The sequence below is a fragment of the Pedobacter sp. KBW01 genome (genome assembly GCF_003852395.1).
Taxonomy (GTDB): Bacteria; Bacteroidota; Bacteroidia; order Sphingobacteriales; family Sphingobacteriaceae; genus Pedobacter.
Window position 1 is genome coordinate 260,885 of sequence record NZ_QAJQ01000006.1, and the last position, 11,627, is coordinate 272,511.

The following is an 11,627-nucleotide window of genomic DNA, read 5'->3' on the forward strand; positions in this document are numbered from 1 at the left end:
TAACCGGGTCTTTATTTATTTGAAAAATTATCTGGTGCAATCTGCCGTCCAGATTTGACTATCTTTAGCTACCCTAATGGTTAGGTTGCTGGCATCAATACTAATGCCTGTTAAGCCCGAACCGATGCTCACATAACTGTTATCGCCTTTCTTTTCGAATTTTACACCTGTAATATCAGGAATGTTGTTGCCAAAGTAAAAATTATAGGTTTCACCAACTTTACTTACGGTTACTTTGCCGTCGCTACTGGTAATGGTTGATTCGCCACTACGGTAAGAAACTGAGCCTTTATAAGTGCCCACAAAGAAATCACGATCGGCGGGATCGGTATCTTTTTTACACGAAACCATCACTGTTAATGCTATTAAAAGCATGCTGAAAATCTGAACTGTCTTTTTCATCTCTTTCACTCTTTAGTTTTTAAATAGGTAATAAATGTAACAGTGCTTTGACAATGACTATGCCAAAGAGGGTGATAGGCCTATTGAATCAGGGTGATTTGAAACGTTTGTTTGAAGTTTAATACGTTGATGGTAAGTTGTTTACTTTGTTTTTGAGTGGTTGGTGGCGAGTTGCCGAAAGAAAGAGAGCAAGTGCCTATTATTTTTGGAATAATCGTAATTAATGGACAGTGTTTTTTAAAATCTTTTTAATTCTCCGGTCTAATTCAGTTGGATCGCTTTCAAAAGTATCTTCAAAACTTTTTCCGATCTCATAAGCTTTGTTATCTCTCGAAATTTTATAAATGCTATAATGGTTTGTACCCGATAGGCCATAAGAAACGATCACTTTGTGTTTGCGATTGTATTCGGGATTTACAATATTTTCGAAATGTTTAACCTTATTGATTTTTCTGTTTTTAGAATTTATAAGAAATAAATAATAAAAGGCATTGCCACCACGACCTCCGGTATCTGAAAAAATAAGTAGGTCTTTAATGCCATCATTATTATAATCTTCGTAGGAGATATTGTCTTTAATCAAACGCAGATCAATTTTTTCTTTCCAAAATACATTGTCAGTTTTTATGCCAGTTTTACCAAAGTAAATATTCGAATTTCTCACTCCTAGGTCTTTGCCTTTTTCGTCCAGCTCGTATTGTATGGCTATCACATAACTTTTATCTCTAAAAGGATGGATATATTGCCATGTATCTTTGGAATTGACCAGGTGAAATACTTTTTGTGCAAACAAGTTGCTGTTAAAGAGAATAAAGAATAAATAAATGAGCTTGTTCATAGTTAAACATTGCGCGCGGTATTCGCTGAGCTTATTCCTCTAAATATCGATAAAAATCATTGACAAATGTTTTTTGTCCATCATTAAAATGTTTATGCAGTTGAAGTTTATTATCAATCCCTGCGGAGCTTCAAGTAACTTCATGTAGGTTAATATCTGTGCCTCAATAATAGGTTTGATATTCTTTGTAGCCTTTATCTCAACAGCGAGGCAATTTTCAATGAGTAGGTCACAGCGTAGCGTTGTTGCCACAGCAATGTTTTTATAGCACACAGGTGTAGACACTTCGGTTATAAAGTTAATACCCCTAAGTGAAAGTTCATGTTTCATGGTAAACACTTTCTAGCAAGCCAGAGCCAAGGGACTTATGAATTTCAATTGCTGCACCAATCACATTGTAGGTTAGTGATCTTAAGTAGGCTTTTGTGGTAATCATTTCTTCTTATTTAGTTTTTAAACTATACGGTGGATATTCTCATGTTAAAAGACGTTGTTTTGTTAAGCCATGTAGATACATAGACCATATAGGGTTCTTCAAAGAGCTGTAATTTTAGCTATTTGTTCCATACGGCTAAAATATATGGTAATTTGTATGCGTTACCCCGCCCAGCCATCTCTGTCCAAACTGCGGTAATTAATCGATTCTGCGAGGTGTTCCAGCTCTACGTTTTCGCTCCCATCCAAATCGGCAATTGTTCGGGCTACTTTCAAAATCCTGTCGTAGGCCCGCGCAGATAAACCCAATCTTTCCACTGCTGATTTTAATAGTGCGTTTTCTTCGTTACTGGTCCGGCATACTTTGCGAACCATTTTAGGGCTCATTTGTGCGTTGTAATGTAAATCCTCCTTATCTTCAAAGCGGCGATCCTGTATTTCGCGTGCACGGATAACCCGCGTGCTGATCTCACCACTCTTTTCTGTCTCTTCTTTAGAGGCCAGCTCGGTAAAATTTACAGGAGTAACATCAACATGAAGATCAATGCGGTCTAAAAGCGGCCCTGAAATTTTGCTTAGGTATTTTTGAACTACTCCGGGTGCGCAAACACAGTCCTTTTCAGGGTGATTGTAAAAACCACATGGACATTCCTGCGTTGCCTTGTTTGCGTTTTGAAAGCCAAACCGGAAAACCAATGCCTATTTCCTATCCAGAAAATCCAGTATCGATCGGTGATCATATAAGAAAGAAAAGAATGGAACTAAAGCTGCTTCAAAAAGACGTGGCAAGAATTTGTGGAGTTACTGAAGACTGCATTACAAATTGGGAAAGAAACCGGAGTACTCCTCAAATTCAATTTTTTCCGTGCATTATAAATTTTTTGGGTTACATGCCGTTTGAGGTTGATTTGACTTCTCCTTCAGGGAAACTAAAAGCGCATAGAAACATTAATGGGCTTAGCCAAAAACAATTTGGAAAAATTCTGGGAGTTGATGGAGCTACAATTTGTAGTTGGGAATTAGAAGAAAACAAACCAATAATGGAAAAGATAGATTCGATGTTATAATCGTTATCATTATTCCACCGTTTAATAGTAAATTACGGGCTCACTATAACTTAGGCGAGGTTTTGTTGAATTTTACAAATTACTATGCGCATTAGAGCTTTTGCAACCTTGGTAATGAAAATTAAGTCTATTACATTATGCAGATAGTTCCATCAGATGGTCTTAAGGTCATCATAAAACATTTTTTGATCTATTACCCTTCGACAAGCAACTCTGTGATGAGATTTTTTTCGGATGGCAATCCAGGCATCGTTGTACCACTATCGTATTCCCGGCTTCCATTCCTTCATAATCAAAAACTTCAAAAGGGGGAATTGATTGCTTATGGTTTGATGGAACATCCAATAATTATCCCTCCGCCACCAGCCTGTGGAATGATAGTTATTGTTCTCCAGCCTTATGCGCTCGCTTTTTTAAGTGGGATAAAGCCTGACAGGTTGAAAAATTGCATCCTACCTTTAAGTGCTTTGTTCGGTCTAAGTGCTTCTTTCCTGCAAATGGCTATCAGAGGGTTAAACGATGAGGGTGAAATCATAAAAGAGCTGGAAAGATTCTTCTTTAATCTCTTATCAACTTTGCCTCCAACCGATGAATTGCTAAGAGAAAGCCTATATCATATGAACCAGAGCCATGGCAAAATCAGCATCCAAGAGCTACTGCGAGGCTTGTTTGTAAGTGAACGGTTATTGGAGCGGAGGTTTGATCGTTTTATAGGAATTTCCCCAAAGAAATTAAATGGGATCTTGCGTATAAATCATTATTTAAAAATTTTGAGAGACCCCAACCACATCTATACTCCTGTACAGGCGGCAATTGAAGCAGGATTTTATGATCAGGCCCATCTTAATAACAAATTTAAAGAAATTACAAGCACCTCACCATTAAAATATCTAGCATCTTTTGATCCATTGGCAATGAATCTTTTTAGCTTTAGAGGTTAACGCACTTTGTCGGAAACATCCAATACCGGTAATGGTGTAAGATATAAATTTGTAGAAAAAAGATATGGGAAATTTAAAAGTAGCAGCTGTCCAATTCGAGAATGCCAGCGGCGACAAGGTTTATAACCTTTCTGTAATAGAAGAAATTGTCAGCCAAGCATCAAGATCTGGGGTCGAGGTTATTGCTTTTCATGAATGCTCTGTGACGGGCTATTCATTTGCAAGAAAACTTAGCCGGAGTGAAATGCTTGCCTTATCAGAGGTGATACCAAACGGCCCTTCGGTAACCGCTCTGATTGACATGGCAAATAAGTATAAAATTACAATTCTAGCCGGCCTTTTTGAAAAGGATGAATATGAAAATATGTTCAAAGCGTATGTTTGCGTCAATGAGACCGGACTTATTGCTAAACACCGTAAACTTCATCCTTTCATCAATTCTAACTTATTGCCAGGTACATCCTATACAATCTTTGAAATTAAGGGTTGGAAATGTGGAATTTTGATATGCTATGACAATAACGTAATAGAAAATGTAAGGGCAACGGCATTACTTGGTGCAGAAATAATCTTTATGCCTCATGTAACGATGTGTACACCATCTCCTCGCCCTGGTGCAGGGTTTGTAGATGCGGAGCTTTGGAAAGAAAAAGACAAAAATGCTGCCGTACTAAGATCGGAATTTGATGGTGATAAAGGGCGAAACTGGCTGATGAAATGGCTTCCTGCGCGCGCTTATGATAATGGAATTTATGCGGTTTTTTGTAATCCGATAGGCATGGATGATGACCAATTAAAAAATGGCTGCTCGATGATCATAAATCCTTTCGGAGAAATTGTAGCTGAATGCAGAACAATGGAAAATGAATTTATCGTTGCTGAACTGTGTAAGGATGAATTAGAAATGTCAGGTGGCTTTCGATATAAAAATGCTAGAAGACCAGATCTCTATGGAGAAATTTTAGCCTCACCACACACACCAGACCAACAAGTTGCCTGGTTGAAAAAATAACATCTCGTGGTTTCTCAGTATTCACTCGTTTTTCAATAATTACACTAAATCAAGTACACAGGCACCTCAACAAATCAAACCTACCTCAGTTATCTCTGGAATATCGTTTTTCTTTCTGGAATTATTATAAACTCATTCCATAAATTTAACGGGGGGGTAAAATAGTAGGCAGGCGTTTGGCAAGCATTGTTTTACCAGTACCCGGCGGACCAATTAAAATAACATTGTGCCCGCCGGCGGCAGCAATTTCGAGTGCGCGCTTAATGTTTTCCTGTCCTTTAACATCGGCAAAATCGTGTTCGTATTGGTTGATGTTCTTTAAAAATTCTGCTTTGGTATCAATTTTAACTTGTTCTAAAGCTTCGTGTTTATTGAAAAACGCGTCAACCTGGGCCAGGTTATCTACGCCATAGGCAATTAAATCGTTAACAATGCCGGCTTCGCGCACATTCTGTTTAGACAGGATAAAACCTGCAAAGCCATCTTGTTGTGCCTGTATGGCAATGGGTAAAGCCCATCTTATGGGCTGAATGAAGCCATCTAAAGAAAGTTCGCCCATAATGAAATAGTTTTCTAATTCATCATGTGGAATCTGCCTTGAAGTGGCTAAAATGCCAATGGCAATAGGCAAATCGTAAGAGGAGCCTTCTTTTTTTAAGTCGGCGGGTGCCAGGTTAACTACAATTTTTTATTTGGGCATGCGGAATCCCGATACCGTAATGGCACTGGCTACACGCCTCAAGCTTTCTTTTACTACATTATCGGGCAGGCCTACCATGTAGTATTTGGTGCAGGCACTGATATTCACTTCGATGGTTATGGTAAGTGCATTTACGCCATAAACAGCACTCCCGTATGTTTTTACAAGCATTCAATTCTTTTTAATAAAATAAAGTGGGATGTGTTGTTTATCCGGAAATGGATAATCAATATCGACTAAGATAGTAATTGTTTAGCTAAAAGAAAATATTTAAGCCGATCTCTAAATCCTTTAAAATAAAAAATCCCGACCATTTCTGATCGGGACTATATTTTCTGTCTATTGGCTTTACACCTTAAACCTATCTCCTATCTACCAAATGGCATTTTAGGCATACCTTTCATCATGGCTGCCGCTGCTGCGGGGTTCGAAAACTGCTTCATCATTTTGCGCATATCTTCAAACTGTTTAATCAGCTTGGTAACTTCTTCTACTTTGCTGCCCGAACCTTTTGCAATGCGTAAACGGCGGCTTTGCTGAATGGCGTCAGGGTTTTCTTTTTCGAATGGGGTCATCGAGTTAATAATAGCTTCGATTGATTTAAATGCATCATCCTGTATATCTACATTTTTCATCATTTTGCCAACCCCTGGAATCATGCCCATCAAATCTTTCATGTTACCCATTTTCTTGATTTGCTGAATCTGGTTATAGAAATCGTTGAAATCGAATTTATTCTTACGGATTTTTTTCTGAAGTTCTGCCGCCTCTTTCTCGTCAAACTGCATTTGAGCACGTTCAACAAGGGAAACCACATCACCCATACCCAAAATACGCGAAGCCATACGATCAGGATAGAAAACATCAAGTGCTTCCATTTTCTCGCCGGTACCAATAAATTTAATCGGTTTGTTTACTACCGATTTAATTGAAAGGGCCGCACCACCACGGGTATCACCATCTAATTTGGTTAAAACAACACCAGTAAAGTCTAAGCGGTCGTTAAATACTTTAGCTGTATTTACCGCATCTTGACCAGTCATTGCATCTACTACGAATAAAATCTCGTGTGGATTGGTTTTAGCCTTAACCTCAGATATTTCGTTCATCAACGATTCGTCGATCGCTAAACGGCCGGCGGTATCGATAATGATTACATTATTTCCATTTTGTTTACCATGTGCAATACCTTCTAAAGCAATGCCCACAGGATCGTTTGATGCACGGTTGGCATAAACAGATACGCCAACCGTAGTACCTAAAACCTCTAACTGATCAACAGCAGCAGGGCGGTACATATCGCCTGCAACCAATAAAGGCTTTTTGCCTTTACCTTTTAAATGCAAGGCAAGTTTACCGGCAAATGTGGTTTTACCCGCACCGTTTAAACCTGCAATTAAAATAATAGTTGGGTTTGCTTTAGTATCTAGTTCGGTAACCTCGCCGCCCATTAAGGCTGCAAGCTCATCGTTCATGATCTTGGTAAGCAACTGGCCTGGCGAAACCGCTGTAAGTACATTTTGCCCTAAAGCTTTTTGCCTTACATCATCAGTAAATGCTTTTGCGGTTTTATAGTTAACGTCGGCATCTAATAATGCTTTACGAATCTCTTTCATGGTTTCTGCCACGTTGATTTCCGTAATGCTGCCTTGTCCTTTTAATACTTTAAATGCTCTGTCTAGCTTGTCCTGTAAATTATCAAACATCTTTTTTTAAGCTAAAGGCTTAGTGCCGGATGGCAAAAAGCTACTTGTTTTTAATAAAAGGCAAATGTATCAAATTTTGATTGTAAATCTTAGCAACTCAAAGTCAAAACTTTATGGCCGGGCGATTATATTTCTGTTTTGGTGCAACATTTTGTTGGAGAGTTGGTCTTATACCCGATTAACTTAAACGAATGAAGCGCTGCATCCTCCCGGTTCTACTATTGATATGTGCTTTTTGCAAGGCTCAGGATATTACCAAGCAAAAGCATTTAGAAGCAAAAAGAACCCTTCAAAGTCCTAAAATTGATGGTGTTTTAGATGATGAATGCTGGAAAGATGTTCCGCTTGCTACCGATTTTTTTCAAATCAGGCCTCACCCGGGGAAGGTAGAAACTGCCGATAGACGTACAGAAATGAAGGTGCTTTATGATGATGTAGCCATTTATGTTTATGCGCGGATGTACGATAGTCCGGATAGTGTTTCGCATGAGTTGGTTTCGAGAGATAACATTGGGAATGCCGATTTTATTTCCATCATTGTCGATCCCTTTTACGATAAGATGAATGGCAATGGTTTTTTTGTTACCGCTGCTGGGGTACAGTTTGATGCCAAATACTCGCAGGTGGGCAATGAAGATGAAAACTGGAATGCGGTTTGGGAAAGTGCAGTTAAAATCGACGATAAAGGCTGGACCTGCGAAATGAAAATTCCTTACTCTGCCCTGCGCTTTTCAAGCAAGGATGTACAAAACTGGGGATTAAATTTTAGCCGCAGGATACAGCGCAGCAATACACAAACCTTCTGGAATTTTGTTGACCCTAAGGTAAATGGTTTTATCAATCAGGAGGGGCTTTGGACAGGCATAAAAGACATTAAACCACCCTTAAGACTTTCCTTTTCGCCATATCTATCCGCCTATGTAAACCACTACCCTATAAATCAACCTGGAGTTAAAAACACAACTTCGCGTTTTAATGGCGGTATGGACGTAAAATATGGTATTAACAACAGTTTTACCTTAGATATGACACTGGTGCCCGATTTTGGTCAGGTGCAATCAGATAACCGGATTCTTAACCTTACTCCTTTCGAAGTAAAATTTAACGAAAACAGGCAATTTTTTACAGAAGGAACTGAATTGTTTAACAAGGGCGATTTATTTTATTCGAAACGGATTGGCTCCATACCAGCCTATTACAATTACAGCGGGGTTGGTAATGATAAAGTTGTGAAAGACCAAACAGAGGCTAAGGTTTTAAATGCAACCAAAATTTCGGGGCGTACGGCAAAGGGTTTGGGTATTGGTATTTTTAATGCCATTACCAACAGCATGGAAACCGAAGTAGAGGATGTGCAAGGTAACCTTGGGATGGTAGAAACACAGCCCTTAACCAATTACAACATTCTGGTTTTCGACCAATCGTTAAAAAACAACAGTTCGGCTACCTTTATCAATACCAATGTACTGCGACAAGGTACTGCCTATGATGCCAATGTTAGTGCGCTGCTTTTCAATTTAAACAATAAAGGCAATAAGTATTTTGTTAATGGCGGGGCTAAAATGAGCTATTTACGTGGCGAAGAAAGTAGTACTGGTTATAGTTATACACTTCGTTTCGGAAAACAAAGTGGCAATTTTACCTGGAGCTACAACCAGGTATATGCCGATAATAAATTCGATCCATCGGATATGGGTTTCTTTACCAATAACAACTTCTTAGATCAGCGGATAGGCATTGGCTACAACATATACAAACCCAGCAAATGGTATAACCAGTTTGAAAGCTGGCTTAATTTAAACTATTCGCGCAGGGCAATTCCGGCAGCTTATCAAAAAATTGGTTTTAACGGAGGGTATTGGGTTCAGTTTAAAAACCAGTGGTCGGCAGAATTCGATGTAAGCTGGGACAGGAAAAGCAACGATTTTTACGAAGCAAGGACCGGGCAGGTTTACCACGCCCCCGAAAATTATGGTGTAAGCCTGTACATCAACCCCAACCGCGCTAAAGCTTATAATTTTGGTGGAAATATCCGCTTTTTTGAACAACAGCTATTCAAAGGAAAAATGTATAACTTTTACTTTTTTCAAAACCTAAGGCTTAACGATAAAGTTGCATTTGGATTGGATTTAAACTTTAACCCAAATTACAACTATGTTAACTGGGTAACCACACAAGGTAATCAGTCCATTTTTTCAAGGTATGATCGCAGAACGGTAGAAAACTCGTTCGATGCCAAATATACTTTTACCAACCTAATGGGGATTACTGTGGTGTTGCGGCATTACTGGAGCGATAGAAGGAATAAGGAATTTTACCTGCTAAAGCCCGATGGTAACTTAACCGATTATCAGGGAGCGCTATTAACCGGAATGGACCGGAATTACAATGTTTTTAATATCGATTTAATTTATACCTGGCAATTTGCGCCGGGAAGTACACTTTCTGTTTCGTATAAAGATGCGGCTGAAACTTACGATACTTTTTATACACAGCGCTACAACAAAAACCTAAGCGGGATTTTAAATGCGCCTCAAAATAACAGCTTATCGGTTAAGGTTTTGTATTACGTTGATTATTTAGACCTGAAGAAAAAACGGAAAAAAGGTTAAAAGATTTATTTGCCATGGGTTTAAACCCATGGCAAATATTATCGCGCTTTGCCCGGACTTAAGCCAAATTTCCGGGTAAATGCCTTGTTAAAATGTTGTACAGACGAGTAACCCAAATCGTCAGAAATATTTTTGATGTCGACTTGCTTATCGGCCAAAAGCTCTTTTGCTTTCATTAATCTATAATCGCTTAGATAAGCAAAAACAGAGTTACCAAATGTTTCCTTAAAGCCCTGTTTTAGTTTAAACTCGTTTATGCCCGCTACTTTTGCCAATTCGGTTAAAGAAGGTGGTTTGCAGGCATTGGCTAACAAGTATTCTCTTGCATAATAAATTCGTTCTTTATCGTAAGCTGATTTTAATGTCGGACGCTCCGTTTTCCTCGCCGCCTCTTCAAAAGCCTGCGCCTGTAGCGCCAAAAGCTCCAAACATTTAGATTGAAGGAACAACAATTTTAATCCACCTGTAAAATGGCAGTTCATAATATCGTTAATACAGCTGTGCATGGCCAGGCTGATGGGCAGATTCTCTGATGAAATTTCTACCGAACGGTTATTCATGATATTTTCGGCAAAATTTCTTAATAAGGTACTGCTTTCGCTCGTTAAATCAATAAAGCGCGACCGTTCGAAGTTTACTTCAAAAAATTTATGTGGGCCGCCTACCGTAAACTCGGCCATTCCATCAAAATCAGGGCTGTAAATAATGTTATGTTGATTGGCTTTAATATCCAGGCGCTTGTTGGTGAGATAATTTTCCATAATTCCTCCTCCCATAATCGAAAAATGGAGCTCAACCATATCGGGCTCATCAAAAGACTTAATGCGCAGGCGGCTCTTCTTTACCAGCATATCGCCATAAACAATATAAATTCCCGAAAAAGCAATCTCCACAATCTCTGCGTCGCCAAACGGAAAGCTATATTTATCCCTTCGCTCGGTTACAAGGGCTTGATTAAGGGCGTTATTGTCGAGTTTGTTCCCTACAACATAGTATCTCTCGTCGCCATCATAAATATTTAAGGCCATAAAATCCTTGTGATATAAACTTTAATCCTTTTGGTATAAAAAGATCCGTTTGTTAGACAGCTACTTTTGTTCAAAGTTACTAAACAAATTAATACGATGCCTAAATTACCTTCATGGCTGGCCAACACAATGGAAAAAGTGATCAGCAATAAAATATATCAAGCAGAAGTTGTGGAAATCAAAATGTTAAGCAGCAACTTAAAGTGCGTTACCTTTGAAGGAGAATTTTTTGATGCCAAATTTATACCAGGTAACGAGGTACTGCTAAGGGTTAACGCCAACGAATACAGACATTATACTTTATCGGGCTTTGATGAGAGAAACGGCACTTGTGAGGTTATTTTTTACCTGAACAGGCAGGGGCCAGGCCATAGCCTGGCGGTAAATATCCAAAAAGGCGATATATTGAAGCTGATTGTTGATCGTGCAAGAGTAAAGTATAATGAAGCTTCCAATCAGCATTTCTTTTTTGGTGATGAAACAAGTCTTGGTTTGTACGAATCGCTTGGAAAAAAGGCGGCTGATGAAGATGTGGAGTATTTTGGAATATTGGAGTTACAGGAAGAAAATTTCGATTCAGTTGATCACATTAACCTGTTGATTGATGTTGTTCCTTCAGATTTAAATGCTCCGGCAAAAAATGCCATTAACTGGATGGATAATATGCATCCCTTATGCTGGGAGATGTGGCAAGATGCTACTTTTTACCTCACCGGGAGAGCAAAATCGGTACAACAATTTAAAAAATACCTTAAACAACGGGGTGTACGCTTTAGCCAGATGATTACCATGCCTTACTGGGAAATTGGTAAAGTTGGCGGCGGAGCTTAAAAAAAATTGTGCTAACAAAAAGGCCACAGCTTAAATGGACATGCCCCAAAAAGTT

At 38.9% G+C, this 11,627-nt stretch carries 9 protein-coding genes and 3 pseudogenes; 5 read left to right on the plus strand and 7 right to left on the minus strand.

What is annotated here, in order from left to right; genetic code table 11:
* Positions 1-27: 27 nt before the first annotated feature.
* The 4 genes and pseudogenes from DBR40_RS06870 to DBR40_RS06885 form a co-directional block, all read right to left on the minus strand.
* Entirely contained in the window at positions 28-402 is a 375-nt protein-coding gene (locus tag DBR40_RS06870; RefSeq protein WP_039474169.1) for a hypothetical protein, read from the minus strand.
* 220 nt (positions 403-622) lie between these two features.
* Positions 623-1,240, minus strand: a complete 618-nt coding sequence (locus tag DBR40_RS06875) for an XAC2610-related protein (RefSeq protein ID WP_124559005.1) — start codon at positions 1,238-1,240, stop codon at positions 623-625.
* A 39-nt stretch (positions 1,241-1,279) separates the two neighbouring features.
* Positions 1,280-1,676: pseudogene (locus tag DBR40_RS06880) on the minus strand (GxxExxY protein).
* Between the two features lie 161 nt (positions 1,677-1,837).
* Positions 1,838-2,323: pseudogene (locus DBR40_RS06885) on the minus strand (ATP-binding protein); the annotation flags it as partial.
* Positions 2,324-2,370: 47 nt separating this feature from the next.
* Between DBR40_RS06885 and DBR40_RS06890 the strand changes: the two are divergent.
* The 3 genes from DBR40_RS06890 (at position 2,371) to DBR40_RS06900 (ending at position 4,695) form a co-directional block, all read left to right on the plus strand.
* The gene (locus DBR40_RS06890) at positions 2,371-2,742 is read left to right on the plus strand and encodes a helix-turn-helix transcriptional regulator (RefSeq protein WP_233603821.1); all 372 of its coding nucleotides are present in this window, start codon (positions 2,371-2,373) and stop codon (positions 2,740-2,742) included.
* 137 nt (positions 2,743-2,879) lie between these two features.
* The gene (locus DBR40_RS06895) at positions 2,880-3,683 is read left to right on the plus strand and encodes a helix-turn-helix domain-containing protein (RefSeq protein WP_124559006.1); all 804 of its coding nucleotides are present in this window, start codon (positions 2,880-2,882) and stop codon (positions 3,681-3,683) included.
* Between the two features lie 64 nt (positions 3,684-3,747).
* On the plus strand, positions 3,748-4,695 hold the full coding sequence (locus tag DBR40_RS06900; protein ID WP_124559007.1) for a nitrilase family protein: 948 nt from the start codon (positions 3,748-3,750) through the stop codon (positions 4,693-4,695).
* 151 nt (positions 4,696-4,846) lie between these two features.
* Here the strand turns inward: DBR40_RS06900 and DBR40_RS06905 are convergent.
* Positions 4,847-5,566: pseudogene (locus DBR40_RS06905) on the minus strand (magnesium chelatase domain-containing protein); the annotation flags it as partial.
* A 197-nt stretch (positions 5,567-5,763) separates the two neighbouring features.
* On the minus strand, positions 5,764-7,101 hold the full coding sequence (ffh, locus tag DBR40_RS06910) for a signal recognition particle protein (protein ID WP_124559008.1): 1,338 nt from the start codon (positions 7,099-7,101) through the stop codon (positions 5,764-5,766).
* A 191-nt stretch (positions 7,102-7,292) separates the two neighbouring features.
* Here ffh and DBR40_RS06915 point away from each other — a divergent pair, with 191 nt between their 5' ends.
* Complete coding sequence (locus DBR40_RS06915) at positions 7,293-9,713, plus strand: DUF5916 domain-containing protein (RefSeq protein ID WP_124559009.1); 2,421 nt, start codon at positions 7,293-7,295, stop codon at positions 9,711-9,713.
* A 38-nt stretch (positions 9,714-9,751) separates the two neighbouring features.
* On the opposite strand, the gene DBR40_RS06920 is transcribed toward DBR40_RS06915, so the two are convergent.
* The gene (locus DBR40_RS06920; RefSeq protein WP_124559010.1) at positions 9,752-10,741 is read right to left on the minus strand and encodes a helix-turn-helix domain-containing protein; all 990 of its coding nucleotides are present in this window, start codon (positions 10,739-10,741) and stop codon (positions 9,752-9,754) included.
* A gap of 96 nt (positions 10,742-10,837) precedes the next feature.
* Here DBR40_RS06920 and DBR40_RS06925 point away from each other — a divergent pair, with 96 nt between their 5' ends.
* On the plus strand, positions 10,838-11,572 hold the full coding sequence (locus DBR40_RS06925) for a hypothetical protein (RefSeq protein ID WP_124559011.1): 735 nt from the start codon (positions 10,838-10,840) through the stop codon (positions 11,570-11,572).
* Positions 11,573-11,627: the final 55 nt, after the last annotated feature.

Coding starts and splice junctions, on each gene's coding strand:
- DBR40_RS06895 (WP_124559006.1), top strand. CDS start 2,880: ATGCAGATAGTTCCATCAGATGGTCTTAAGGTCATCATAAAACATTTT.
- DBR40_RS06920 (WP_124559010.1), bottom strand. CDS start 10,741: ATGGCCTTAAATATTTATGATGGCGACGAGAGATACTATGTTGTAGGG.
- DBR40_RS06925 (WP_124559011.1), top strand. CDS start 10,838: ATGCCTAAATTACCTTCATGGCTGGCCAACACAATGGAAAAAGTGATC.
- ffh (WP_124559008.1), bottom strand. CDS start 7,101: ATGTTTGATAATTTACAGGACAAGCTAGACAGAGCATTTAAAGTATTA.
- DBR40_RS06870 (WP_039474169.1), bottom strand. CDS start 402: ATGAAAAAGACAGTTCAGATTTTCAGCATGCTTTTAATAGCATTAACA.
- DBR40_RS06915 (WP_124559009.1), top strand. CDS start 7,293: ATGAAGCGCTGCATCCTCCCGGTTCTACTATTGATATGTGCTTTTTGC.
- DBR40_RS06900 (WP_124559007.1), top strand. CDS start 3,748: ATGGGAAATTTAAAAGTAGCAGCTGTCCAATTCGAGAATGCCAGCGGC.
- DBR40_RS06875 (WP_124559005.1), bottom strand. CDS start 1,240: ATGAACAAGCTCATTTATTTATTCTTTATTCTCTTTAACAGCAACTTG.
- DBR40_RS06890 (WP_233603821.1), top strand. CDS start 2,371: ATGCCTATTTCCTATCCAGAAAATCCAGTATCGATCGGTGATCATATA.